The sequence below is a fragment of the Halobacillus karajensis genome (assembly GCF_900108515.1).
Classification (GTDB): Bacteria; Bacillota; Bacilli; order Bacillales; family Halobacillaceae; genus Halobacillus; species Halobacillus karajensis.
Genome location: NZ_FNWW01000010.1, coordinates 48,101 through 73,685, shown reverse-complemented (window position 1 = coordinate 73,685; position 25,585 = coordinate 48,101). Strand labels below are relative to the sequence as shown.

The 25,585-nt window shown below is 43.7% G+C and carries 22 protein-coding genes and 1 riboswitch; of the genes, 9 read left to right on the top strand and 13 right to left on the bottom strand.

The features are described from left to right. Positions 1 to 50: 50 nt before the first annotated feature. The 5 genes from glsA (at position 51) to metH (ending at position 9,356) form a co-directional block, all read left to right on the top strand. On the top strand, positions 51 to 1,022 hold the full coding sequence (gene glsA / locus BLW54_RS17160; protein WP_035511048.1) for a glutaminase A: 972 nt from the start codon (positions 51 to 53) through the stop codon (positions 1,020 to 1,022). Between the two features lie 382 nt (positions 1,023 to 1,404). Continuing rightward, positions 1,405 to 1,516, top strand: a riboswitch (SAM riboswitch). Between the two features lie 102 nt (positions 1,517 to 1,618). Beyond that, the gene (locus tag BLW54_RS17155; RefSeq protein ID WP_074736049.1) at positions 1,619 to 2,737 is read left to right on the top strand and encodes a methionine biosynthesis PLP-dependent protein; all 1,119 of its coding nucleotides are present in this window, start codon (positions 1,619 to 1,621) and stop codon (positions 2,735 to 2,737) included. Beyond that, positions 2,734 to 3,912, top strand: coding sequence for a cystathionine beta-lyase (gene metC, locus BLW54_RS17150; protein ID WP_035511043.1), 1,179 nt, complete (start codon positions 2,734 to 2,736; stop codon positions 3,910 to 3,912). Before BLW54_RS17155 ends, metC begins: the two co-directional genes overlap by 4 nt. Positions 3,913 to 3,915: 3 nt before the next feature. Beyond that, positions 3,916 to 5,784, top strand: coding sequence for a bifunctional homocysteine S-methyltransferase/methylenetetrahydrofolate reductase (locus BLW54_RS17145; protein ID WP_035511042.1), 1,869 nt, complete (start codon positions 3,916 to 3,918; stop codon positions 5,782 to 5,784). Between the two features lie 116 nt (positions 5,785 to 5,900). Further along, on the top strand, positions 5,901 to 9,356 hold the full coding sequence (gene metH, locus BLW54_RS17140) for a methionine synthase (protein WP_035511040.1): 3,456 nt from the start codon (positions 5,901 to 5,903) through the stop codon (positions 9,354 to 9,356). Positions 9,357 to 9,427: 71 nt separating this feature from the next. On the opposite strand, the gene BLW54_RS17135 is transcribed toward metH, so the two are convergent. From BLW54_RS17135 to BLW54_RS17125, 3 genes are read right to left on the bottom strand one after another with little or no spacing between them, the layout of a single operon-like run. Then, positions 9,428 to 10,405, bottom strand: a complete 978-nt coding sequence (locus tag BLW54_RS17135; protein WP_035511038.1) for an NAD(P)/FAD-dependent oxidoreductase — start codon at positions 10,403 to 10,405, stop codon at positions 9,428 to 9,430. Positions 10,406 to 10,426: 21 nt separating this feature from the next. Next, a complete protein-coding gene (locus BLW54_RS17130; protein WP_035511036.1) occupies positions 10,427 to 11,428 on the bottom strand; it encodes a FecCD family ABC transporter permease in 1,002 nt (333 codons plus the stop codon). Then, positions 11,425 to 12,408: a FecCD family ABC transporter permease gene (locus BLW54_RS17125; RefSeq protein ID WP_244153538.1), complete on the bottom strand. Its 984-nt coding sequence runs from the start codon at positions 12,406 to 12,408 to the stop codon at positions 11,425 to 11,427. The genes BLW54_RS17130 and BLW54_RS17125 overlap by 4 nt, the downstream gene beginning before the upstream one ends. Before the next feature lie 160 nt (positions 12,409 to 12,568). On the opposite strand from BLW54_RS17125, the gene BLW54_RS17120 reads away from it, so the two are divergent. Further along, a complete protein-coding gene (locus tag BLW54_RS17120; RefSeq protein WP_074736047.1) occupies positions 12,569 to 13,513 on the top strand; it encodes an iron-hydroxamate ABC transporter substrate-binding protein in 945 nt (314 codons plus the stop codon). Between the two features lie 174 nt (positions 13,514 to 13,687). Beyond that, complete coding sequence (locus BLW54_RS17115; RefSeq protein WP_035511031.1) at positions 13,688 to 14,155, top strand: PCYCGC motif-containing (lipo)protein; 468 nt, start codon at positions 13,688 to 13,690, stop codon at positions 14,153 to 14,155. Between the two features lie 161 nt (positions 14,156 to 14,316). Here BLW54_RS17115 and BLW54_RS17110 read toward each other — a convergent pair whose 3' ends face one another. From BLW54_RS17110 to BLW54_RS17085, 6 genes are all read right to left on the bottom strand, one after another. Beyond that, positions 14,317 to 15,066 carry a sulfite exporter TauE/SafE family protein gene (locus tag BLW54_RS17110; RefSeq protein WP_035511028.1) on the bottom strand — a complete coding sequence of 250 codons (750 nt, stop codon included), beginning with the start codon at positions 15,064 to 15,066 and terminating at the stop codon, positions 14,317 to 14,319. Between the two features lie 33 nt (positions 15,067 to 15,099). After that, entirely contained in the window at positions 15,100 to 15,480 is a 381-nt protein-coding gene (locus tag BLW54_RS17105) for a hypothetical protein (RefSeq protein ID WP_071410351.1), read from the bottom strand. Between the two features lie 99 nt (positions 15,481 to 15,579). Beyond that, a complete protein-coding gene (locus tag BLW54_RS17100) occupies positions 15,580 to 16,095 on the bottom strand; it encodes an RNA polymerase sigma factor (protein ID WP_035511024.1) in 516 nt (171 codons plus the stop codon). Between the two features lie 18 nt (positions 16,096 to 16,113). Further along, positions 16,114 to 18,108 (bottom strand): DUF6449 domain-containing protein, encoded by a 1,995-nt coding sequence (locus tag BLW54_RS17095; protein ID WP_035511021.1) that lies wholly within the window; start codon positions 18,106 to 18,108, stop codon positions 16,114 to 16,116. Then, entirely contained in the window at positions 18,083 to 18,982 is a 900-nt protein-coding gene (locus tag BLW54_RS17090; protein ID WP_035511019.1) for an ABC transporter ATP-binding protein, read from the bottom strand. The genes BLW54_RS17095 and BLW54_RS17090 overlap by 26 nt, the downstream gene beginning before the upstream one ends. Next, entirely contained in the window at positions 18,975 to 19,352 is a 378-nt protein-coding gene (locus tag BLW54_RS17085) for a GntR family transcriptional regulator (RefSeq protein WP_035511017.1), read from the bottom strand. The genes BLW54_RS17090 and BLW54_RS17085 overlap by 8 nt, the downstream gene beginning before the upstream one ends. Positions 19,353 to 19,685: 333 nt before the next feature. Between BLW54_RS17085 and BLW54_RS17080 the strand changes: the two genes are divergently transcribed. Next, positions 19,686 to 20,486: a DUF2935 domain-containing protein gene (locus BLW54_RS17080; protein ID WP_035511015.1), complete on the top strand. Its 801-nt coding sequence runs from the start codon at positions 19,686 to 19,688 to the stop codon at positions 20,484 to 20,486. Between the two features lie 87 nt (positions 20,487 to 20,573). Here the strand turns inward: BLW54_RS17080 and BLW54_RS17075 are convergent, their stop codons facing one another. Next, entirely contained in the window at positions 20,574 to 21,170 is a 597-nt protein-coding gene (locus BLW54_RS17075) for a flavin reductase family protein (RefSeq protein WP_181949686.1), read from the bottom strand. Between the two features lie 137 nt (positions 21,171 to 21,307). On the opposite strand from BLW54_RS17075, the gene BLW54_RS17070 reads away from it, so the two are divergent. Beyond that, entirely contained in the window at positions 21,308 to 22,723 is a 1,416-nt protein-coding gene (locus BLW54_RS17070; protein ID WP_074736044.1) for an alanine/glycine:cation symporter family protein, read from the top strand. Positions 22,724 to 22,823: 100 nt separating this feature from the next. Here the strand turns inward: BLW54_RS17070 and BLW54_RS17065 are convergent, their stop codons facing one another. The 3 genes from BLW54_RS17065 to BLW54_RS17050 all read right to left on the bottom strand — a co-directional run bounded on the left by BLW54_RS17065 (position 22,824) and on the right by BLW54_RS17050 (position 25,579). Continuing rightward, the gene (locus tag BLW54_RS17065; RefSeq protein WP_035511013.1) at positions 22,824 to 23,027 is read right to left on the bottom strand and encodes a hypothetical protein; all 204 of its coding nucleotides are present in this window, start codon (positions 23,025 to 23,027) and stop codon (positions 22,824 to 22,826) included. A 273-nt stretch (positions 23,028 to 23,300) separates the two neighbouring features. Next, the gene (gene uvsE, locus BLW54_RS17060) at positions 23,301 to 24,257 is read right to left on the bottom strand and encodes a UV DNA damage repair endonuclease UvsE (protein WP_035511012.1); all 957 of its coding nucleotides are present in this window, start codon (positions 24,255 to 24,257) and stop codon (positions 23,301 to 23,303) included. A gap of 497 nt (positions 24,258 to 24,754) precedes the next feature. Next, the gene (locus BLW54_RS17050) at positions 24,755 to 25,579 is read right to left on the bottom strand and encodes an aldo/keto reductase (RefSeq protein WP_035511007.1); all 825 of its coding nucleotides are present in this window, start codon (positions 25,577 to 25,579) and stop codon (positions 24,755 to 24,757) included. Positions 25,580 to 25,585: the final 6 nt, after the last annotated feature.

Sequence of the window (25,585 nt, the reverse complement as noted above, 5' to 3'; positions counted from 1 at the left end):
TATCGTTTATCGTTTATCCTTTCCAAATGAATAATAAAAGGAGACCAAACATGAAAGAACTGACCAATGATTATCTTGAAGAAGCCATCGAAGACAGCCGCCCTTATGCTGCTTCAGGAAAAGTGAATTTGAGCCTCCCAGGCTATGACGAAACTATTAAAGATGACCTCAGGGTATCCATAATAACTACGAATGGCAGTTGTTTTTCAGCAGGGAACAATAACAGATACATTCCGATGCAAAGCACCTCAAAAATCATCGGACTTATGCTGGCCTTACAGGATTTCGGAAAAAACCGCGTATTCCAGACAGTAGGAATGGAGCCTATGGGGGATTTCTTCAATTCCATCAGCCAGCTGGAATCCTATGATACAAGCAAGCCATTCAACCCAATGATCAATGCCGGCGCCATCGCTGTTTCGGCATTAATTAAAGGAAAAAATGTCGAAAACCGTTTTAACCGTTATATGGACTTCCTTCGAAAAATTACAAATAACGATCATCTCAAAATGAGTAAAGAAGTGTACGAAGCAGAGAAATCAAATGGAGCACGTAACCGTTCTCTCGCTTACTTTATGCAAAGCACCGGTACACTCGTCGCAGACGCTGAAGAAGCGCTCGATCTTTATTTCCGTATGAACTCAGTCATGATGTGCTGTCACGATTTTGCGCGTGTGGGTTTATTCCTCGCTAAGGGCGGGCTTGACCTTGAGACAGATGAAAAATTGATCCCTTCCCATCACCTGCGTACGGTGAAGGCGATCATGATGTCTTCAGGAATGTACAACTCTTCCGGTCATTATGCGGTAGAAGCTGGATTCCCTTGTAAAAGTGGTGTATCCGGAAGCATTATCGGATCCATCCCGGGCCGCATGGGCATTGGAGTCATCGGTCCTGCCATTGACGAAAAAGGTAACAGTACAGCAGGTGGAGCCCTGATAAAGAAACTTTCGCAGGATCTCGAGTTGAATATGTTTGGTGTGGACTATACAGATAGGAGGAGGGCAGACGGTGTTGGGTAAAACGCTTGATTTTGTTCAAACCGAATGACCGTTAGAACAAGATGGGATTACATGGTGCTCAAGAAGTAAGTGGACACTTGCCTTATTGCGCTTCAAGACCCTAGAAGCATCCAGAAAACTTTCTGAAAAAAATCAACCTAATATTCCTGGACAAATAAGAAAGAGATGGACTCTATTGGAATGGATATGGCGTACAAATTCCTCCAAATGTGGTAAACACAACATAGAAGCTTGTGTAGAAGACCTGGCCCGCTAAGCCTGCTCAAGTGATGGAGGCTATTTGCTCATCTCAAAAAATTTTTGTAAAAATCTTTCTATCATATTGTCAAAACTTTCTGAGTAGTGTAGAGTAGTCAACAATTAGAAATAATCACAATTGAATCTCTTATCAAGAGAGGCAGAGGGACTGGCCCTGCGAAGCCTCAGCAACCACTGGTCTATTCCAGAAAGGTGCTAACTCCAGCAAGTTGTTTAGACAACTTGGAAGATAAGAAGAAGAACCGTACACACAAAAGTCTTCTTCTTCAAGAAGGCTTTTTTTATTTTTATATATCTTTTATTCCCTGACTTATTAATTTAGAAAAGGATGTGTTTCTATGTGTCCACATACAGAGACAAAGTTCGTACAAACCGGGAACCGACGAGATGAACCAACAGGGGCAATCAATCCACCCGTTTACTTTTCAACCCCCTATCGCCATCCAGGCCTTGGGGAATCAACGGGATTTGATTACACAAGGACCGGAAACCCAACAAGGCAGACGCTCGAATCAGCCATAGCAGATATTGAAGGCGGGGATGCAGGCTTTGCATTCAGTTCTGGAATGTCGGCCATCCAAACCGCCTTGTCCCTTTTTAAAAAAGGAGATGAAATCATTGTCTCTGAAGATTTGTATGGGGGCACATTTCGCTTATTTGAACATATGGAAGAACGTTACGATCTGCGCTTCCATTATTGTGACAGCAATCACCTACAAAATATCCATGATTATATCAATGAACAAACAAATGCCATCTATATAGAAACACCAACAAACCCATTGATGCACACCGCTGACATTCAGCAAATATCCAAAATTGCGAAAGCTCATCATTTACTCCTGATCGTTGATAACACGTTATATACACCCATCCTCCAGCAACCTATCTCAGAGGGCGCCGATATTGTCATCCACAGCGCAACGAAGTATTTAGCCGGACACAATGATGTCCTGGCAGGGGTTGTTGTCAGTAAAGGAAAGGAAGTAAGCGAAAAGCTCTCCTTCCACCAAAATACATCTGGAGCTGTTCTTTCTCCTTTTGATTCTTGGCTTGTTATGCGTGGGATGAAAACACTGCCGCTCCGGATGCGTCAACATGAGAAGAATGCAAAGAGGATCGCTGCCTTTTTAGAAGACCATCCGCAAGTGACCGATATTTTCTATCCCGGAAAAGGTGGTATGATCTCTTTCCGACTCAAGTCAGAGGATGGCATCGACCCGTTTTTGCGAAACTTACATCTCATCAGTTTTGCTGAAAGTTTAGGGGGAGTTGAAAGCTTCATCACCTATCCTGCCACACAGACCCATGCCGATATTCCTGAAGAAACACGCATTCGTTATGGTGTTTGCAACCGTCTTCTCCGTTTTTCAGTAGGCGTCGAACATATCGATGATCTGCTTCAGGACCTTGAATATGCGCTATCTCAATTACCAAAGGAGGAATCTGTACGATGACTGATCATTCTTTGCAAACACGCCTTTTGCACAGTGATTATAAATTTGACCCGCAGACAGGGGCTGTCAGTGTTCCGATTCAACAAGCCTCCACATTCCACCAGCAAGATTTTGACAACCCAGGAGACTATGATTACAGCCGCTCCGGTAATCCGACCCGAAAAGCACTGGAAGATACGATTGCCAGTCTAGAAAACGGAACAAACGGCTATGCCTTTGCTTCTGGAATGGCAGCCATATCGACAGCCTTCATGCTTTTATCCAAAGGGGATCATGTCGTCATTACACAGGACGTTTACGGTGGGACCTTCCGAATGATTCATGATGTCCTCGGGCGTTTTGGAATCGATCACACCTTCGTTGATATGACAGACCTCCATGAAGTGGCAACAGCCATCCAGCCAAATACAAAATTGATTTATATCGAAACACCGTCCAACCCGACATTAGAAATTACCGATATTCGTGCGGTCACTAAATTAGCTAAGGCCCATAACTGTTGGACATTCGTTGATAACACTTTCATGACTCCTGCGCTTCAACGGCCGTTAGACCTTGGAGCCGACCTCGTTCTGCATAGTGCAACAAAATTCATTGCTGGACATAGTGATGTCGTCGCTGGCCTTGCTGCTACACGGAACACTGAAATTGCAAAGCAGCTTGGCTTTTTACAAAATTCATTTGGATCTATTCTTGGCGCACACGATTGTTGGCTCGTGCTTCGCGGCTTGAAAACATTACACTGTCGGATCACTCAATCTTCTGCATCGGCAGCAAAAATTGCAGAAAATCTAAGCAATCATCCACTTGTCGAACACGTTTATTATCCAGGATTCAGCTGCCATCCAGGAAATTCCACTCAAACCTATCAAGCAGAAGGTGCTGGTGCCGTCCTTTCTTTCCGTTTGAAAGATGAAGAATCTGTCAGACAGTTCACCAAACATGTGGAACTTCCGGTATATGCGGTAAGTCTTGGAGCAGTCGAATCAATTCTCTCCTATCCGGCCAGAATGTCACACGCATCTATGCCAAAACAAGAACGAAACAAACGCGGCATTACGGATGGACTGTTAAGACTATCGGTTGGCCTTGAAAATCCGGACGACTTAATCAGGGATTTTCAACAGGCTCTTGAAAAAATCGAAACCCACGCCTATTTACAGACAGGGGGTTAAATCATGAATTTGCGAGAATCTTTACAGCGCCAGACGTTGATTGGTGACGGAGCGATGGGTACCCTCCTCTACTCTTATGGCGTTGATCGGTGTTTTGAAGAACTGAATCTTTCTCATTCTGAAGAGGTTTTAAACGTGCATCGTGCCTATGTCAATGCTGGCGCAGATGTCATACAGACAAACACATACGGAGCCAATTATATTAAACTGGCACGCTACGACCTACAGGATCAAGTAAAAGAAATCAACACAGCCGCTGTCCGGCTTGCGAAGAAGGCAGCAGACAGCGGCCAGTATGTAGTAGGTACCATCGGAGGCGTCCGTGGAGCAAAGAAACAAGCGATATCACTCGAAGAAATTAAACGCAGTTTCCGAGAGCAACTCTATTGTCTCCTTTTCGAAGAAGTAGATGGTTTGCTTCTTGAAACTTACTACGATCTTGAAGAATTATCCACTGTGTTGAAGATTGCAAGAAAAGAAACCAGTCTGCCTATCATTACCCAAGTTTCGATGCATGAAGCAGGTGTATTACAGGACGGAACCTCTTTGCCTGATGCTTTAAAGCAACTTGAACAATTAGGAGCGGATGTGGTTGGCGTCAACTGTCGTCTTGGCCCTTATCACACTATCCAATCACTGGAAGAAGTCCCCCTTCCTGAACATGCGGTTCTTTCTGCGTATCCGAATGCCAGTTTACCAGCCTATCAGGATGGCAGACTCGTTTATCCGACGGATCCGACTTACTTCCAAAAAAGCGCCCAATCCCTTTACGAACAAGGGGCACGATTAATCGGCGGTTGCTGCGGAACGACACCTGAACATATCGAAGCCATCACCGCCAGAGTAAAAGGGAAACAACCCATTGAGGAGAAAATCCTCCCATTTAAAGAGAAAACCAAGGTGAAAGAATCTGAGAATAAAGATGACCGTCCACACCCTCATGAAAAAGCCAGAAATGGACGCTCTATTATCGTAGAACTCGATCCTCCGAAAAAGTTAAAAACAGAACGCTTTTTCCAAGGAGCCAGTGCCTTACAGGAAGCAGGGGTAGATTCGGTTACACTTGCCGATAACTCTCTTGCATCGCCAAGGATCAGCAACACGGCAATGGCTTCACTCATTAAAGAAAAATACGACATCGACCCGCTTGTTCACATCGCCTGCCGTGATCGTAACCTGCTGGGTTTACAGTCTCACTTAATGGGGCTGCATACCCTCGGGATCCGTCAATTACTGGCAGTCACTGGAGACCCTACAAAAATTGGTGACTTCCCTGGCGCAACATCCGTATATGACCTGAATTCATTTGATTTGATCCATTACATCAAACAGATGAACAAAGGCATTTCCTTTTCAGGAAAATCTCTAGGTGAAAGCACATCGTTTTCTGTGGCTGCTGCCTTCAATCCAAACGTTCGAAATTTGAATCGTGCCGTCGGGAGGCTTGAGAAAAAAATCAAATACGGAGCCGATTACTTTATCAGCCAACCGGTCTTTAATGAAGAACAAATCATTGAAGTATACGAGGCAACCAAGCATATTGACGCTCCGATTTACATCGGTATCATGCCATTGATAACTGCACGCAATGCCGAATTTCTACACAATGAAGTACCAGGAATAACACTCGCCCCGGATGTCCTTGAAAAAATGGAGCTCGCCGGCACAGATAAAGCTAAAGCCCAGACAGAAGGACTCAGTATAGCGAAATCACTAATCGATACAGCCCTCGATCTTTTTAATGGCATTTACTTGATCACCCCTTTCTTACGGTACGAAATGACCGTCGAATTAACGAACTATATTCAAGAGCAAACAGCGAAACAACAATCACTTAAACGCCTTACCCACTCCCAACAAGCACAGGCTTAAACAAATTTGTATGGCTCAGATCACGGAAATTCCTGGATCTCCCCAAGGAAAAGTCAGGTTCTTTTCATCTGAATTTGAGCTCACTTACTTTTTTTAACGTGAAAGGAAGATTTCCAATGGCATCAACATGGTTTGAAGAACAGCTGCACAAAAGAATCCTCATTCTCGATGGAGCAATGGGGACGATGCTTCAGGAAGCTGACCTCTCCCCCGGAGATTTTGGTGGTGAAGAGTATGATGGATGCAATGAATACTTGAACCTCACTTATCCTGATCTGCTCGATTCCATTCATTCTCGTTACCTTGAGGCAGGAGCAGATATCATCGAAACCAACACATTCGGTGCAACAAACCTCGTTTTGGACGAATACCACCTCGGCCACCTGGCTGAACAAATCAATACCGAGGCAGCAAAAATTGCAAAGAAAGCAGCGGAACGTTTCAGCACATCTGATCATCCACGATATGTGGCTGGTGCCATGGGGCCAACAACAAAAACCCTCTCTGTTACAGGAGGGACCACGTTTGAAGCATTGGCAGAAGGATATGAAGAACAGGCACGCGGACTTATTCATGGCGGTGTGGACCTGCTGCTGCTAGAAACCTCACAGGATATGCTCAACGTAAAGGCCGCCTTTCTCGGAATTACCCGTGCCAAGGACGCCTTACAAAAAGATTTGCCGCTGATTGTTTCCGGAACCATCGAACCCATGGGTACGACACTTGCCGGACAAAGCATAGAAGCCTTCTACCTCTCACTTGAACATATGAAACCAAGCGTTGTCGGTTTGAATTGTGCAACAGGTCCGGAATTCATGCGTGATCACCTTCGCTCTTTATCTGAACTCGCCACATCAGCAGTCAGCTGTTACCCAAATGCAGGTCTGCCGGATGAAGAAGGTCATTACCATGAAACACCGGAATCACTGGCAGCGAAAGTGGCAGGATTTGCAGAGAAAGGATGGCTGAATGTAGTTGGAGGCTGCTGTGGAACAACACCCGATCACATTCGAGCAATTGCAGAAGCTGTCCGGGAATTCCCACCTAGAAAAGCTCCGATGAGTCACGCACACGCGGTCTCAGGCATTGAACCATTAATCTATGACGACCCTGGCGATCGGCCAATCCTCGTGGGGGAACGTACCAATGTCATTGGATCCAGGAAATTCAAACGACTGATTGCGGAAGGAAAATTCGAAGAGGCTTCTGAAATCGCACGTGCTCAAGTTAAGAAAGGTGCTCAAGTGATCGACATTTGTCTGGCAGATCCAGACCGCGATGAGATTGAGGACATGGAAGCCTTCATGAAGCAAGTCGTCAATAAAGTAAAGGTCCCTCTCGTCATTGACTCTACTGATGTCGCAGTAATTAAAAAAGCGCTGACTTACTCTCAGGGGAAGGTGATAATCAACTCCATTAACTTGGAAGACGGGGAAGAACGCTTCAAAGAAGTCCTCCCTCTCGTAAAACAGTATGGAGCGGCTTTAGTCGTCGGGACCATTGATGAAGAAGGAATGGCTGTAACGTCGGAACGTAAGCTTGAAATTGCCAAACGCTCTCACGACATCCTTGTAAAAGAATACAACATCAGCCCTAAGGATATTATTTTTGATCCACTTGTTTTTCCGGTTGGTACTGGGGATGAACAGTACATCGGTTCTGCAGAAGCAACCATTGAAGGAATTCGTCTCATCAAAGAACACCTCCCTTATTGCCAGACGGTTCTCGGAGTCAGTAACGTTTCGTTCGGCCTTCCACCTGTAGGCCGTGAAGTTTTGAATGCTGTTTACTTATACCACTGCACGAAAGCCGGACTCGACTATGCGATCGTAAATACAGAGAAGTTGGAACGTTACGCATCCATAGACCAGAAGGAAATAGACCTTGCTGACGAACTCCTGTTTAAAACGGAAGAGGCTACTCTCGCATCATTTACCGCATTTTATCGAGGGAAGAAAAAGGAAACGAAGGTGCCGACTTCCACCATGACCCTAGCCGAACGGCTCTCCCATTATGTTGTGGAAGGGACAAAAGAAGGACTTCTCCCCGACTTGGATCAAGCTCTGGCGGAATACGACACACCACTTTCGATTATCAATGGACCATTGATGGAGGGAATGGCAGAAGTCGGTCGTCTATTCAACGACAATCAGCTTATCGTTGCCGAAGTACTGCAAAGTGCCGAAGTGATGAAGACATCTGTTGCTCATCTTGAACCACATATGGAAAAAGACGACACAGCAAATAAAAAAGGAAAAGTATTGCTTGCAACGGTGAAGGGAGACGTCCATGATATTGGCAAAAATCTTGTCGAAATCATTTTGAGTAACAATGGGTTTGAGGTTGTGGACCTTGGCATCAAGGTCACACCCGCAGAATTGATTCAGCAAATCCAACAAGAGCAGCCAACGATTGTCGGACTTTCCGGGCTACTCGTGAAATCTGCCCAGCAAATGGTTCTCACCGCGCAGGACTTGAAACAACAGAACATTTCCCTGCCGATTCTTGTCGGTGGAGCTGCCTTGTCTCGAAAATTCACTCATACGAAGATTGCCTCAGAGTACGATGGTCCCGTCCTTTACGCCAAAGATGCCATGGACGGTCTCGCGATCTCAAATCAACTCAGTAACGAAGAACAGCGCAGACAATTCCTTGATGAACACGCAGAAAAACAAGCAGCCGCCTTATCACGAGCGGCAAATGCTGCCCCAAGGGATACGGGCGGGACTGCTGTAGCAACGAAACCAAAATCAACCGTTTCTACAACCGTCCCTGTATATAAACCCCATGATTTTGAAAAGCACATCATTCGTGATCATCCGGTCGCACACATTGAACCATACATCAATATGCAGATGTTGATTGGTCATCACCTTGGTCTGAAAGGGAAATTCCACAAACTTCTGGCTGAGGGCAACAAAAAAGCTGTCCACCTGAAAGGTGTCATTGATGAACTTTTATCTCGTGCCAAAAGAGAGAGATGGATCCAGCCATCTTCCCTGTATCGATTTTTCCCTGCCCAGTCTGATGGGGATGATGTTCTCATTTACGATTCGACTGATCACAAGACAGTAATCGAACGATTTACTTTTCCACGTCAAAAGAAAGAGCCTTTCTTATGTCTGGCCGACTATTTACGTTCTGTAGACAGTGGAGAAATGGATTACGTCGGTTTCTTCGCCGTTACCGCCGGCAAAGGAATTCGCAAGCGTGCGGTCGAGTTAAAAGAACAAGGACACTATCTAGAAAGCCATGCTATTCAGGCATTAGCGCTAGAAACAGCCGAAGGGCTTGCCGAGCAGATACACCAGCAATTGCGTGACAAATGGGGGTTCCCGGATCCGGTTGATTTTACTATGCAGGAACGATTTTCCGCCAAATACCAAGGACAGCGCTATTCCTTTGGTTACCCTGCCTGCCCGGATCTTGATGATCAGAAAAAATTGTTCCAGTTGATCGGACCAGAAGAGATCGGCATTGAACTCACGGAAGAGTGCATGATGGAACCAGAAGCGTCTGTCACAGCAATGGTTTTTGCCCACCCAGAAGCACGCTACTTTAATGTGTTGTAATTTTATTGGCGAAGAGCCGTTCTAAAAGAAACCCCCGAACCGCAACAGTCAGCCGCGATTCGGGGGTTCTTTTATTGATGTTTATAGATCACTGTACTGTATACTTGGGATTTCGCTTTCGGATCCAAGTACTTAGCTGCACTATTTACAGCAGTCATCGCTTCATTAAAACCTGAAGCGATCAACATCGTTTTAGAAGGATAGACAGCTGCATCCCCAGCGACAAATACACCGCTGATACTTGTGCACATATCAGTGCCAACAGGAATTCGGCCTTTGTCTGTTTCCAGTCCCCACTCCTCATACATGCTTTTATCGATTTGCAATCCTTCATAGATGAGTAAGTGGTCGATGTCCAGGACCGCTCCGTTTGAAAGAACCGCTTCTTTCATTACATCCGCTCCTCGCAGTTCCTCAATCGTTAAATTTTTATAAACATTGACAGTAGACGCTTCCAACTTCTCCAAATCGTACTTATACACAGCTTTAAATTCATCCCCGCGATTTAAAAGATGAACTTCCTCAGCCACAGCTTCAAGCGCAAGTGCCCAGTCAATACCCACACGGTTCTGTGAGATTACTCCTACCTTTTGACCGCGGTACTGTTCCAGATGTTGAATCGTATAATGAATTTGTCTTCCATCATACTGTGCGCTTCCTTTCACACTCAGCGGCTGCATTTTAAATGTACCGAGACCTGAAGCAATCAGCACTGTTTTAGAGAAGTGCTCTTCCCCATTTTCCGTTTTTAAGATAAAAATATCATCTTGCCGCTTAGCCATAGATGTTATTTTTACACCTGTAACAAAAGTCGTATCCACACTCGCTGCTTGTTCTGTAACGTTTGAGGCAAGGTCCTCTCCTCTAATGCCAGGTAAACCGCCAACATCATAGATCTTTTTCTCGGGATAGAAGAAGGAGACCTTCCCACCAAATTGAGGCTGATATTCAATTACCTTCGTTTTTAAGTCCCTCATTCCACTGTAAAAAGCCGAATAAAGACCTGTCGTTCCTCCACCAATCACGGTTACATCATAGATTTCATCCATTACGTAAAGGCTCCTTTTCTATCAAGTTTTCATAAGCAGGTAAACAAAGTACGGGGTACTTACAAGGGAAACGATAATCCCTACAGGAATTTCAGCAGGAGCAATAATATTTTTTCCTATCATGTCCGCTGTTACCAATAACACCGCCCCGATTAAAGAAGCCACTGGGATCATGCGTTCATGACCAGGGCCGACAATCCGGCGTGCTATATGAGGAGCTACCAACCCTAGAAAAGCAATGCCGCCCCCAGCGGCCACTGACAATCCAGCTAGACCAACGGCAAGGATCAAGAATACGCCCCGCTCTTTCTCTACACGGACTCCAAGTCCCATAGATACCGAATCTCCCAAGTTCATAGCATTCAATGTTCGTGATTTGTACAATGTCCATCCGATCAGGACCACAATAGCCGGGACAACAGCTAAGACTAGATTCCAATTGCCCATCCATAAATCCCCAGCAAGCCAAACAAGAGCTTGACTAAAATCCTGTGGGTTCATTTTCACCTGGAATATCATCAGTACCGCACTAAATCCGGCATTTACTCCAATACCGACAAGCAGGAGACGAATGGGGTGAATCCCCTTTTCCCATGCAAGTGCATAAATGATCAATGCAGCAGCCAAAGCCCCGCCAAATGCAAAGAGAGGAAGGAAATATATCCCCAGATCACTAACGCTCGTCATCGACTGTTGAAAAAAGAAAATATAAAGAATGACAGCTAATCCAGCCCCTGTATTAATCCCGAGAATACCTGGCTCAGCAAGGTCGTTTTGAGTGACCCCTTGCAGTATTGCCCCCGAAACGGCAAGACCTGCCCCTACAAACAAGGCAAGGACCACTGTGGGTAATCGAAAATTAAAAAGCACTAACTCCTGGCGTTCCGTTCCCTGGCCAATCAACGTCCGAAAAACATCAAGGGGAGCTATTTTAACGACCCCCATATTGAGACTGACCAGTACCATTACGCATAAAAACAGAAAGAGGGCTGAAATTAGTAACGGATAACGCTTGTTGCTCATAGATTTCTCCCCCCTTCGTTACGAGCCAAATACAAGAAAAACGGTACGCCTATGCATGCTGTAATGGCTCCTACCGGTGTTTCAAAGGGGGCATTCAAAAGCTTGGCCCCAATATCTGATAATACGAGCAATAAACTGCCGAACAGCGCCGATACAGGAATAATCAGGCGATAATCTGTACCAACTAGAAACCGGGCAATATGCGGAATAACGAGCCCTATAAAACCGACAGTTCCTGCAACAGAAACAGCTGCACCCGTTAAAATAAATACAACGATAACTCCTAGCACCTTCACAACCATCGTGTTTTGGCCTAAACCTTTAGATACATCATCTCCCAGGCTCAATAGAGTTACAGACCGAGAGATGAATAAGGCCATGGTCAAACCGACCACACCCGCTGCTAATAGAATATGGACAGAAACCCAATCGGTTGCCGTTAATCCTCCTGCATACCAAAAGCTCATCTGTTTAGCGACTTGAAAGTGTAAAGAGATCGCGGAAGATAAAGAACTGAGCATCCCACCGATGGCTACACCCGCAAGCGCTAACTTCGCAGGTGTCAATCCTCCTTTGGACAAGGAACCTATAGTGAACACAAGAATAACTCCGAGACCTGCACCGATAAAAGCAGCCAATGTCATGCCGATATTACTGATCGCTGGAAAGAAAACGATGGCGATAATCAAAGCAAATGCGGCCCCGTGAGTTACCCCCATGATAGAGGGAGAAGCGAGCGGGTTTCGTGTCAGCCCTTGCATAATCGCTCCCGATACAGCTAAAAATGCACCCACAAGCGCACCCGCCAATGCTCGGGGCAACCGCAATTCTCGGATTACTGCATGATCAGGAGAATCAGGGGAAAAAGCAAACAAAGCTTCCCAAACCGTCCCCAAGTTAATAGACGCGGCACCGACAGAAATTGATAAGGCCATTGAAAAAGCTAACAAGACAATAATCCCAGCAGCTAACAGACCTATCTGCCAATATCCTTTCTGCCCTTGGCCTATTTTTGTATATCTACGTTCTCTTCGCTCCCCCACTGCCAGCAACCCTTTCTATGTATCTTGCTTAGTATTGACACTTCTAGTGATAATGATTATCATTATCTTATCATAAATTTCTTAGGAGGCACAATAAATGTCGAAAAAAGCATTCTTATATATAACTGGTGTTCTACTCCTTATTCTAGCTGTTGCCGGATGTAGCAGTGACGAAAAGCCCTCATCCTCTTCCAGTAATGAAAAAACAGATGAACGCACACTGACACATGCCGAAGGAGAAATTACCCTGCCCGATAACCCTGAGCGGATTCTTGCTCCATACTTAGAAGACTCCCTTATTGCCTTAGATGAAAAGCCTGTGGCACAATGGTCTTTAGGTGAGACTGTTCTTGACTATCTACAGCCACAATTGAAAGATGTTCCTAAAATCGGGTGGGATCTTCCGCTAGAACAAACCCTTGAACAAAATCCGGACCTCATTATCTTCAGCTCCCCTTCTATTATGCAAAATGGAAGCTATGAAGACTATAGTGCCATCGCCCCCACCTATGTCTATGAACAAAAGACAAGTGCAGATTGGCGAGATCAGCTGACGACAATGGGTGAAATTCTGGACAAAGAAGAGAAAGCCGAACAAGTTCTTACTGATTTTGACCAGAAGGTCGAGGAAGCTTCCGATAAACTGAAAGATAGCATAGGGGACGAATCCGTCGCTTTCATCTGGACCATGGGCGAACAGTTCTACGTATTCGATAAAAACCGCTATGGTGCTAATATTTTCTACGATGACATGGGCATTGCCCAGCCTGAATTCATTCAGAACCTTCCAGAACAAGGAGAAGAATGGAATCCAATTTCTCTCGAAAAATTGGGACAACTAGACGCCGATCACGTGTTTCTTATCGGAAATGAAGGGGAACCTGGTTTCGAAATATTAGAAAACAGTTCCGTTTGGCAGAATACCCCTGCAGCTAAGAATAACCAAGTCTATCAAATGAATGATCCGAGTCATTGGACGATCGACGGTGCCATCGCACACGAAATGACTATCGATCAGGTCGTTGAGACGTTAAGTAAATAAGAAATCAACATTTGCGCAAACTTATGTAAAAGTTTGCGCTTTTTTTACAAGAAGAGGGCAACGTCATCCTATTAAATATTTGTGACAGATGATCTAACTTTCTAGAAAAGCATTGAAACTTCTTCCCCCCCTCTTTAAGATGAAACTATCACAATATTAGAGGGGACTACTTTTATGAAAAAATCCATACTGCTTATTCTTACACTTCTCATAGGGACGTCCTTATCCGGGTGTACTTCTGAAGAGGAAAACCACGTGGAACATGTAAACGGCGATATTCGTGAAGAAACCGCGTCGATGGATACACTCCCTGCATTTATGGACGAAAAGCCAGAGGAGATGCACACCATCTATATGGCTGCGGCAAAAAACAAGAAGCTGTTGGAAAATATCCCTTGTTACTGTGGATGTGGGGAAAGTGTAGGCCACCGAGACAACTATGATTGCTTTATCCATGAAAATAAGGAAGATGGAAGGATCGTTTGGGATGATCATGGCACAAAATGTGGCGTGTGTCTTGATATTGCAGCTCAATCAATCGTCGACTATCAACAAGGGAAATCAATAAAAGAAATTAGAGACAAGATTGATGCTGCCTATGAAAGTGGGTATGCGGAGCCGACCCCGACACCAGCCCTTTAAGAGGCTGTAAAAAACAGCAGAAGTTTTTTCCTTCTTCCTGGACCATTCAAAAACCCGACCAGAATACCTGGCCGGGTTTCTCTATTCCCTTAAGGGATGGGCCGATGATTCGTCTTCTTTCCCCTCCATTTATCCAATAGTATGACAGGTATCCCAATGATTTATGTAAAGAAAAGCTTTACAGCCATGGCGACGACGGCAACAATAAGAATGCGCTGTACCCATTTGTCTCCATGCTTGACGGCAAATTTGCTTCCAAGAAAAGCCCCAATACTCGTGCCAATGGCGAGTGTCATCCCATACCCCCAATGAATCTGATCATTGATAATAAAAACAAGAAGAGCCGATAACGTGTAGATCGCTACAATAAAAACTTTTATACTATTAATCTTGACCAACGACAACCCTGTCATTAATGTTAAGGCCGCAATAATGACAAAGCCAACACCAGCCTGGATAAAACCTCCATATACCCCCACTAAAAAAAAGATGATCATTAACCCTATTTTCCTTCCCAAGGTCTTCTGCATAGCCTTAGCCGAAAAGGTTTGATGAGGTTTCCAAATGATGATCACTAATACTACGATCATGACTATAGATAAAATGCGATTAAAAAGTTCATCAGACATAGCGATAGCAATTTGGGCGCCTGCGATCGAACCAATCAGCGCAGGAACCGCCAGGATTATACTAAACTTCCAATCAAAGTAACCGCCATTACGATAGGAAATAATAGCTACAATATTCTGAGCCATTAAGGCTATCCGATTCGTTCCGTTTGCCACCGCTGAGGGCAGCCCAAAGAAGATTAACATAGGCAGGGTCAACAAAGAACCGCCTCCAGCCATGACATTAATAAACCCTGCACTAATACCTACACATAAAATTGCCAGGAATGAGATAAGAGTCATACGCATCCACCTTTTTTTCTTAAAGAAGTTCCCTTAAGGCTTAATTCGCGTATTTTCCACATATTCCTGCACGTCATCCAGGTTTGAAGTTTTCAAAACGATTCCTTCATGATCAAGGAGGACATAGGTCGGAAACCCATCAATAATCTCTTTGTATTTCTCTATGGTGTCCTCTTTCTTGACTTGAATATCAACCTGGGTAAGATCAATCGCCTCATTGGTTTGCATTTCGATCACAAGTGCCTGGATTCGATCATATTCCGGGGAGGTCTCCCTTTCCTTAGACACGCCTTCAACAAAAGCATAAAAGTGGATATCCCCATCCTTTTCGGGGAGGTTAAGTACTTGTCCGTTTCCTCCACAACCGGAGAGCAAAAAAAGCACACCTATCAGAAGTGCGTAAGTTTTTGTCAAAATTCCCACCGCCTCTCCACTTCATTAACGTGAACAGAAAATTTTACCATAATCATTTTAAAAAAGCAGGATTCCGTCTGGAACCCTGCTTTCGTTCGTTTATGCTGTAGAAGAGTGCTGGATGTCTTTCTCTAAAGTTCCCTTCATCATTTGTCTGGCACGGTGAAGACGTGACTTAACGGCTGCTGGTGAAATCTTCAAGTTATAGGCAATCTCCTTTTCCTGTAACTGTTTGTAATAACTCAGTTGAAAAACAGCACGTAATTTCGGACTTAGCATCAGGGTACGTTTCTTTATATCTTCCTCTAAACAGCGTTGTTCACAGATGCATTCGACGTCTGAGCATTCTTCTACGGTACGGGACGGTGGGATTTCTTCGATAGGTAAAAGCACGGCTCTCTTCTCCTTACGAATTAAATCAATGGCCTTTCGATGAGCAATCGTAGAAAGCCACGCCCCCACTTTATTCTCATCTTTGATTTCTTCAAGTTTATCATAAGCCTTAATGAACGTTTCTTGAAGGATATCTTCAGCTGAACAAGGGTTTTTGGTCACTTTTAAAGCTGTGTAAAAGACACGATGATAATATTGTTTATACATCTCACAAAAGTCCATTTTCTTCTTTCTCTCCCTTTATTCGAAGTGTTCCTTAATAAACCCTGGAGCTTGACCATTGTCAAAACTTAATACTTCATAATGATCGGAGTACCGTTCATCGAAATAAAACGCAACAATGTAAGCTCCCTTTTCCTGATTTGATTGCCCTTCCATTAGAGAGCCAATCTCCTCATTACCCTTAACCTCAAGTGGTTCTACACCCGCTTCTTTTAAACGGTCCAAAATAAACCTTGCGTCAGTATGTGGAAAGTCGTGGTTTTGCGGCCAACGATATACATCAGCCCGATGAATATCCTCCGGCAAAGTCATCGCTTCTTCATAAAATCCTTCTTGCTTCAACCAATCCATCGTCTTCTCAAAAGATAGATGAAGTTGGAAATGAAAAGGGTTGTCAGGGTCTCCATCAACGGTAAAGTGTACACCTGAATACAACCCGCGCGGTGTAACTATGTCTTCATAAGACATGCCTTCAATATCTTCTTTTACTGCTTCCATAAAACCAGTAATTTGCTCAGGATCATAAAACTCTTTTCTCCCTTGCCCCGAATAGGAATCTATGGAAATTTGGTTCACTTTATCAGATTCAAGAGCTAATACAGGGTATTGAATGTTCTTGTATCCTTCAGTTTCATAAACAGCTTTCTTCGCTTCTGAAACCTCTTTGTCATCCACACTGTATTGACGGTAAATTTCACTTCCATCTTTCATTTGATAGACGAAGAAGAAGTAATCCCGGCCACCTTCCAATGGATCACTAACTTCGATCAACTGTTCATGCAGATCAATCGTCGACTGAATAGCTTCCGGAGAGGTAATGAATGGGATATCCATTTCTTCATTGACCATACTCTGATACTGCCAATAACCACCGCTCACATAGACCCTATCTACTTCACTACGTTCCGGTACATACGATTCATAGTTTTGCCAAAGGAATGGAATCAGGGCAATTAAGGCACCGGTGAAAGCCCCATAAGCGAACCATCCCTTAAGATGTCTCCCATTAAAGATACGCCAAGTTTTTTCAAGAAGCATAGAAGCTCCCGCGTAACCGACTGTTCCACCGATCAAATACCCCGTGATCATCCAGCCGTATTCATATTGAGATACGGTAAAATACATCCCGCCAAATAGAGCGAAACAGAACGTCACTCCCACCTTAAACACTGGGTTAAGAGCCCTCACAGCTAATGCACGGCCAGCTGATTCAAGCGGACGTTTTTTATATAGAAATAGAGACGCAATATAAAAGACAGCCATAACAACGCTATAAATAATTAATGGGATCGTGCCAACTGGAACTTCTGCAGTGTCCGGCCCATAACGCTGAAATTTTACCAAATCAGCCAATGGAGAAAAATATTGAATGGATTGTTCAAGCACCACGTCCCCAGAGTATCCTTTGATATAGGAACTTAAATGAAAAGCAATTAAGGTATATAAACCGGCGGGTAAAACTAATAAAATATATGTGAGTATTCCTTGTACAGCAGACAGCCCTGTCAAAGTGCCCACAAAAACGCCTACCATAAAGATAAGGAGCGTCATTGAACTGAATAGCCATAACCAGTAACTCAAATTAGTCACCTTATAATAACTTTCCACATCCGCGACACCTGCCGTAATAAAAAGAATCAAATAGTTAAGCAGAATAGGAAGAATTAATAGAATAACTCCTGATAGAATATGGTGATTGAACAACCTTCCTCTTTTCATTGGGAAACTGTGCGCGAAGTCTGAAGCTCCTTTGACGTGCAGATAACGGAATAAAAAGACGGCCATTAACACTGGCATAACGAAAAGGAAAAACAATTGCAGTTCATAAGTAAAAATGGAACTGAATAATCCATGACCATTAGGAATGCGCGGTTCCTCCCTGCTCATTTCCATAAACAATTGCATCGGCAAGGTGAAAAATAGCCCCAGAAAATAAACAATGCTTACCCAACCGACATTCCGGAAGTCCTGTTTAATGATCTCTTTATTAAACGATAATGTTTTCGAACGCATAACCTACACCTCCCATTTCGTATATAAATATTTCTTCTAAAGTGAGCGGTAGTCTATCATAGACAAGCGGGCGGTGCTTTTTCATTTCCGCTGAAATATCGCCTTCATTCCCTCTGACAATCAACAAGAAGACACTTCCACGCTTTTCCTGATGCAAAATATCCAGACCAGATGCTTCAGGATGGAAGGCTTCCTCCTGAAAAGCTACTTGAATTTTATGAACATCTGCCTTCAAATCATCTAAATCGCGCTCAAGCAGGATTTCACCTTGATGTAAAATACCAACATGGTCGCAAACATCTTCTACTTCTCTTAAATTGTGAGAAGAAATCAAAACGGTCATTTCGCGTTCAGCGACATCCTGAATCATTACATTCCTCACCTTTTGCCTCATCACGGCATCCAATCCATCGAATGGTTCATCAAGAATTAAGACATCCGGCATGGATGACATAGCAAGCCAAAACGCAACCTGCCGCTGCATGCCTTTGGAGAACTGACTGATTTTCCTTTTTTCATCCAGTTGAAACAACCGTTTTAGTTTTTGGTAACGCTCTTCATCCCAACTGTCATACATCTTACTGTAGTAATCCGCCATCTGCCGTGTCGTATATTGAGGAAGGAAATATAGACTGTCGGGCAGAAATACAACCTTTTGTTTGATCCTCTCATTGTCAAACACTTCTTCTTCAAGAACGCGGACATGCCCGTTTTTTTGTTTGAGGATTCCAGCGATAATTCTCATGAGTGTCGTTTTCCCCGCTCCGTTTGAGCCAAGCAGACCATAAATCGACCCCTTTTGGACATGGAAGCTGACGTCTTTAAGTATGGCTTCTTTACCAAACGACTTGTATAAGCTTTGAACTTCAATCATTCTCTTGACCTCCTTCAACTTCACGGAGAAGAGCGGCGATCTCTTCTGATGACACCCCTAAATAAATCGCTTCCGCAAACAGCTTTTTCAACTCTTCTCTCACTTTTTTCAACTCCTCTTCATTATTAACCTTTCCTGAAGGATGGACGAAACTTCCTTTTCCTTTGAGAGAATAAATATACCCTTGAGATTCTAACTCTCGATATGCCTTTTGAATTGTATTTGGGTTAATGGTTAATTGTTGGGCAAGCTCCCTCACAGAAGGCAATTTTTCATCTTCCTTTAGTACGTCATTAATAATCAGCTGCTTCAGCTTTTCTACGAGTTGCTCATAGATAGGCTTTCGGCTTCTGACGTCCAACTCAAACATCCAGCCACCTCCATCGGTGTGTTCTATCTGTATTAACTGTATTATCACTCCTAATACAGTAGTATATAGGAGGATCTTCCATTTGAGAAGACTTTTTTTAAAAAATCGGGACATTCTTTGGACGGATGTTTAAGGGCTCGCGTTACAGACATCTTGGGTAGCTTGGTGTGGCATATAAAAGTTAGTGAGCTCAGAAATAAAGGAAGCAACTTCCTTACTTCTCTTGAAAGTGAATGTGCTCAAGCATTCTGATAGAAACTCCTTATCCGTCATGTACGACTCGACCTTTGAATACACATAATGGAGGAATGATAAAAAAAGGGTGATGGAATAATGAAGGATTATGGTCAACAAGCGAAATTTGAACATTTATTCTGGCTGCAAATTTTAGGTGATCACGCCCGTTTCATTCGGGACTCTCTCTATCCCTCTGAAGAACAAAGAGTGGAAAAAGCTAAGGAATACGTTAAACAATGGGATGATCTATTAAAGAGGGTGCGAAAGGATGAAGTAGATGAAATGGCCGAGTTCTCCAGGTCTGTCGGTGTTAAAGCCCGTGATTTCCATAAGTTCAAGCTGAACTTAATCGAGGCTTCTTTATTTGGTAAAGTCAAAATCCATCTGAGTCCAACATTTATGAACCATATGGTCAATGAGCTTGAAGAGTACCTGCTTGTTCTCGGTTTCCTTGGGAAAGGGGATATCCCGCCCTTATTTCATGAACTGCATCACCATATGCTCTGGCTTATGGATGCTTCTGGGCATGCAGGAGCAATCAATGATGAAATGGATAGCGTAGAAAGGCGTCTGAAGGAAAAAAGTGACACGTTTCGGCAGCATTTCAACCAGTTTTACATAAAAGCCGTTGAAATGAAGGGATATTTACGAACAAACCAGCACTCTTTCCCTGCGCTTACCAGATTCAACAATGAAGTAGAATTAGAAATGAAGATTTTCCGTACCTTCCTTCAGGAGTTGGAGGAAATGGAGTTAAACGAAGTCGCCCTAGGAACTTTCTCAACCCTTATGGCTGACCATATGGCAAGAGAAGAATGCTACTACCTCTATAAATTAGCAGAAACAACACAGGGAGAATTCCCAGAATGTGACCCAACTAAGCCTCGGATAGAATAACCAAATACTGGGAGACCTGGTACACCGAATTATGGAAATAGATAGAATAAAAAATGGCGGAGCCTCTCCTAGGGGCCCGCCATTTTTTTATTCGGGGAGGTCTTCATTGGGTAATTTAAAGAAGTCACGGATATAGCTATAATTACCAGCCATTCGACCCACAGGCTTTAACTGGCGGGGATCGACTCTATCTTTTTCCTCATACACTTCGTCCTGAATGTGATACCCGACTAATTTCCCTAATACAAGATGTCCTTCCCCAATTTCTATCACACGGTCCAGCTCACACTCCATATGGACAGGGGATTCTTTGACACGAGGAACATTCACAAAGTCTCCATCTTCCCACTCTGTTCCAGCCATATTAAATTCATCCACCTCAGGCGGGTAGACTTTACTGCTTGTATGCATTTGGTTGGCTAATGTTTCTGTCACCACATTGATAATAAACTGCCCCGTCTGCTTAACATTCTCAAGAGTGTCTTTGTCTGTTTCCGCTCCCCCAATAGAAAAACATAGAGTAATCGGTTCCATCGATGCTACTGTAAAAAAACTGAATGGAGCTAAGTTCCTTATACCCTCTTGGCTAACCGTAGATATCCAGGCAATTGGACGTGGTACAACAGCCCCTTTAATTAGCTTACTCATCGTATGGTTCTGGAATTCCTTTTCACCTATAAGCAATCGAACCCCTCCTTTGGTCTATTCCTTTTAGTGTAAGCCATCTCTATGATTTTCTCACTTCTATCGCAATATTGCGTTTAACTTTCCCGTCATAGGGAATATATGGGTATCTTATTTAGTCGAAAGGGGCATTTTCATTGGGAAGTTTGTGGAACACGATTAAAGAAGGAATTATAACTGTTTCTGATTTTCTATGGACATATCCATTAGCCATTCTTTTAATTCTTGGGGGGATTTTCCTCACTTTCCGAATTAAATTTTTCCAGTTTCGTTTTTTTGGACACATCCTCCATCAAACAATTGGAAAAGTTTTTAAAAAATCCAAACAGACAGGCACCATCACTCCATTTCAAGCTTTCACCTCGGCACTTGCATCTACTGCAGGAGCCACAAATATTGTCGGTGTACCTGTTGCCATCTCATTAGGTGGGCCAGGGGCTTTATTCTGGATGTGGGTGGTGGCGATGATCGGAATGGCCACAAAATATAGTGAAATTCTGCTCGGAATGAAGTACAGGGAGAAGAATGAGAAGGGCATTTGGGTCGGTGGCCCTCAATATTACATAAAAAAGGCACTTGGATGGAAATGGATATCAACGGCTTTTGCCTTTTTCCTTATGATAGAATTGATTCCAAGCACCATGGTGCAGTCCAATTCCATCGCCACTCAAACAGAAGGAGCCTTTGGATGGCCCGTGGAAATCACAGGGGGTGTGATGTGTGTCGCCATTGCCATCGTTGTATTTGGCGGTATTAAGCGGATTGCTAAAGTCACTGACAAAATGGTGCCAGGGATGGTACTTATTTACCTTGGCGTCTGTTTCTACGTGATCGTGGCAAATTTTGAGCAAATACCTACTGTGTTTGGACTTATATTCACCCATGCCTTTACACCAATTTCAGCTACAGGCGGTTTCGCCGGGGCAGCAGTAGCCCAGGGATTACGCTGGGGAATCGCCCGCGGGTTGTATTCCAACGAAGCAGGGCTCGGAACAGCGCCGATTGCCCACGCTGCAGCCAAAACAGATCACCCATCGAGACAAGCGCTTTGGGGAATCTTCAGTGTATTCATTGATACCATCGTCATTTGTACTGTTTCTGGTTTAACTGTACTCGTCACAGGTGCCTGGCGAGAAGTCGGAGGCAGTGATGCCTCGAACATGATTAATGTCGCGATTGGTACGGAATTTGGAGATGCTTTCGGGAGCAGTTTCATCACTGTATTTTTAATGTTTTTCGTCATAACGACGATCGGTGTCCTCGTATTTTATGGGGAAAAACAAGCAGAGTATCTATTCAGTTTACGAGCGGCAAAAATCATGCGAGTTGTCTACATCGTGTCGGTTTTTGTAGGAGCCATCGGCGGGCTTCAGTTTGTGTGGCAGTTTCTGGACTTGATATTGGCCTTTGTCTTACTGGCGAACATGATCCCTCTCTTATTCTTGCATAAGGAAGTAGCAGAATTAACGGACGATTATGTCAATCGTGTGTATAAGAAACGATCGAAAAAAAGGAAAATACAACTGTTCTACGAGGACGAAAACGCCAGCTAAAATAAAAGACACTGGCAATTTTAGAACTCCCTTCCGGAAGAATAGCAAAAACAAAGGGAGCATCACACACCGCTCTTCTTAAAAGAGCCACATCGGTTTTCTATGTCTTTGCTCCCCCTTTTCTATGGCTGTCCGGATTTTTAGATGCTGTGGATGGAACGATGGCATGGCACAGCACATCCCTTCTCCGTTCAGTAGCGTTATGAATCTTACTTTCGATCACATCGTTGAAATCAATATTATTGTCGCTATGTGAAGTTTTATGGTCATTGCTTCTCTTCAGTGTATCGATTATACTTTCCATGGCCACCTTTTTGGGTTGTCGGAGCTATGACTGAAAAAGCAGGGCCAAACCTTTTATTTTCAGGCTGGTCTTACCGATAGGATAGAGGGATTTGTTCAGTATCATTTACTGTTTCCAAACGACCTATTCTGGTCAACGTTGTTATTCTTTGTTATCAAATCCTTTGCAGGGTGAAGCCAATACATTCTGCAATAAAACATTCTTCTGCCCAAAAGGGGAGTGGAGCACCTTACCATAATCAGGTGTCCCGCTCCCCTTTCTTGTTCATGATTGTTACAGCTCTAATGTTGCTTCCCCCACTCTTTTAACACCTCGAAATTTCGCAAAATTCTCTACAACCTTTAAAAGCGCACGATCTTTTTCTTTCGCCTCAATCATGAAGTCAACAGGGGTTCCTAATTCCTTTAGCTTTTTAAGAAGTGGACGAATAAAATTAGGATCTACATAATCCGCATGACTTCTGAAGTCCTTATCTGACTTTGGTGAGGAAATATGAATTTTTGGTGGCATTCCGACCCCATCCCAGGTATGAAAAACAGGGGGAAGAACCCCTTCAAGCGACTCGTTTTCTGTATGATTGGCCATGTAATGGTGATAATCGAACATCATGGGGATGTCTTCTTTTTGACATATATTCAAGGTTTCCAAAGCTGTATAGGTCTTATCATCATTTTCTAGAGTCATCTGCTTTTTAATCCGTTTAGGCAGTTTTTTTATATTCTTATGAAACCTTTCGACCGCAGCTTTTTTATCTCCATAGGCTCCTCCGACATGCAAATTGATGTGTGACTCCTGGTAAAGGCCCATGGCTTTCAACACCGCATAATGATATTCCATGTCCTGAATCGCGTTATCGGTTACATGGGAACGGTCACTTGTAAACAAGGTAAACTGGTTCGGGTGAAAGCTCGTTCTCATCTTATGTTTCTGGACTAGCCGGCCAATCTCTTCATATAGATGACGAAACGGTTCGATGTAATCCCATTCCACTTTATCATGCGTCGCGAGTGGAATGATGGATGATGAAAAGCGATAAAGCTTAATCTCATGAGCGATGTTGTAGTGAATAATCCGAAGTGTTCTCTTCAAGTTCATCTCTGTAATTCGATGGAGTTGATCCATCGCTGCTTCATGCCCCAATTGTTGATAACGGGTAAATGTCATCGTTTTGGCAGGTGTCGCTTCCCATAAGTTTTGTGCATGTGAAACGTAACCGAACCGAATAATCATACCAAAACCCCTTTACCGAAAAAGATAGACCTTCCTATGTTCCCCATTCCCCCAGGAATAACACGGGAATGAAACCATTCCCGTTTTCTCACGGTCATATCCTCCAATACTGAGTGGGTTTTACGAGTGAAAGATTCAACTAAATGGCAGGGTAGTGGAGGGTTTGACTTCGAGATGTTTGTGAGATTTTAGGTCATTCTCTAAACCTCTGCCTAGTTGGGGTGGATAATCATCCTTCCGTACCAGGTGAAAAGTATTCAGTTGCTCAAGCCCTCAACCATGGAGAGGAGTTCGATGATCTCCTATCGTATGGTAGGTGAATTTCAGAGGACGAGTCCTGAGAAAATCGCCACAAGCCAACGGAAAGCGAGCGATTTTCTATTCACCATCTCCTCCTACCAACTGATTGTCCTGAATAAGAGCTTATATAAGAACGAAGGGGATGGTTATAAATTTTCTCAAAAAAAGACTGCCAGCTCCGGCAGTCTTTTTGTATGTTAGCGTACGTTCATTTCAGATGGTTTCGGACCTTTTCGCTCATTGCGGTCCAATTTGTTGATTGCAGCCATTTCGTCCACACTCAATTCGAAATCGAAAACGTCGAAGTTTTCTTCAATGCGGGATGGTGTAATGGATTTTGGAATAACAACCGTATCATTCTGCAAATGCCAACGGATGATGACTTGTGCTGGCGTCTTGCCATGCTTTTCAGCAATGTCCTGTACGGTATTATCTTTTAATACTTCCCCACCTTGCATTAACGGACTCCATGCTTCAAGCAGGATGCCATTATCACGACAGAAATCTTTCAATTCGTTTTGGGCAAGATACGGGTGGCATTCAACCTGATTCACGGCAGGCTTTATCTCACACTCATCAAGTAGACGCTGCAAATGGTCGATATCAAAGTTACATACCCCAATGGCTTTCACTTTGCCATCTTTCTTAAGCTGTTCAAGCGCTTTATAAGTTTCTACATATTCATCATATTCAGGAGTCGGCCAGTGAATTAAATAAAGATCAACGTAGTCCAGTCCTAATTTATCAAGGCTAGTCTCGAAAGCTTTCAACGTATTTTCATAACCTTGGTCCGTATTCCAAACCTTTGTTGTAATGAACAATTCGTCCCGAGCTACACCGCTCTTGCGAATCGCTTCACCCACCTGTTTTTCGTTGCCGTAGATCGCTGCTGTATCGATAGAACGATAACCTGTTTCGAGCGCTTTAGTAACAGCAGGAACCGCGTCCTTTTCTTCCACTTGCCAAACACCAAAGCCAAGTTGCGGCATTTCAATGGTGTTATGTAACGTAACTGTCTTCATTGATCA

Excerpts from the sequence above, each read along its gene's own strand:
- glsA (WP_035511048.1), top strand. The coding sequence starts at position 51 with ATGAAAGAACTGACCAATGATTATCTTGAAGAAGCCATCGAAGACAGC.
- BLW54_RS17155 (WP_074736049.1), top strand. The coding sequence starts at position 1,619 with ATGTGTCCACATACAGAGACAAAGTTCGTACAAACCGGGAACCGACGA.
- metC (WP_035511043.1), top strand. The coding sequence starts at position 2,734 with ATGACTGATCATTCTTTGCAAACACGCCTTTTGCACAGTGATTATAAA.
- BLW54_RS17145 (WP_035511042.1), top strand. The coding sequence starts at position 3,916 with ATGAATTTGCGAGAATCTTTACAGCGCCAGACGTTGATTGGTGACGGA.
- metH (WP_035511040.1), top strand. The coding sequence starts at position 5,901 with ATGGCATCAACATGGTTTGAAGAACAGCTGCACAAAAGAATCCTCATT.
- BLW54_RS17135 (WP_035511038.1), bottom strand. The coding sequence starts at position 10,405 with ATGGATGAAATCTATGATGTAACCGTGATTGGTGGAGGAACGACAGGT.
- BLW54_RS17130 (WP_035511036.1), bottom strand. The coding sequence starts at position 11,428 with ATGAGCAACAAGCGTTATCCGTTACTAATTTCAGCCCTCTTTCTGTTT.
- BLW54_RS17120 (WP_074736047.1), top strand. The coding sequence starts at position 12,569 with ATGTCGAAAAAAGCATTCTTATATATAACTGGTGTTCTACTCCTTATT.
- BLW54_RS17115 (WP_035511031.1), top strand. The coding sequence starts at position 13,688 with ATGAAAAAATCCATACTGCTTATTCTTACACTTCTCATAGGGACGTCC.
- BLW54_RS17110 (WP_035511028.1), bottom strand. The coding sequence starts at position 15,066 with ATGACTCTTATCTCATTCCTGGCAATTTTATGTGTAGGTATTAGTGCA.
- BLW54_RS17100 (WP_035511024.1), bottom strand. The coding sequence starts at position 16,095 with ATGGACTTTTGTGAGATGTATAAACAATATTATCATCGTGTCTTTTAC.
- BLW54_RS17095 (WP_035511021.1), bottom strand. The coding sequence starts at position 18,108 with ATGCGTTCGAAAACATTATCGTTTAATAAAGAGATCATTAAACAGGAC.
- BLW54_RS17090 (WP_035511019.1), bottom strand. The coding sequence starts at position 18,982 with ATGATTGAAGTTCAAAGCTTATACAAGTCGTTTGGTAAAGAAGCCATA.
- BLW54_RS17085 (WP_035511017.1), bottom strand. The coding sequence starts at position 19,352 with ATGTTTGAGTTGGACGTCAGAAGCCGAAAGCCTATCTATGAGCAACTC.
- BLW54_RS17080 (WP_035511015.1), top strand. The coding sequence starts at position 19,686 with ATGAAGGATTATGGTCAACAAGCGAAATTTGAACATTTATTCTGGCTG.
- BLW54_RS17065 (WP_035511013.1), bottom strand. The coding sequence starts at position 23,027 with ATGGAAAGTATAATCGATACACTGAAGAGAAGCAATGACCATAAAACT.
- uvsE (WP_035511012.1), bottom strand. The coding sequence starts at position 24,257 with ATGATTATTCGGTTCGGTTACGTTTCACATGCACAAAACTTATGGGAA.
- BLW54_RS17050 (WP_035511007.1), bottom strand. The coding sequence starts at position 25,579 with ATGAAGACAGTTACGTTACATAACACCATTGAAATGCCGCAACTTGGC.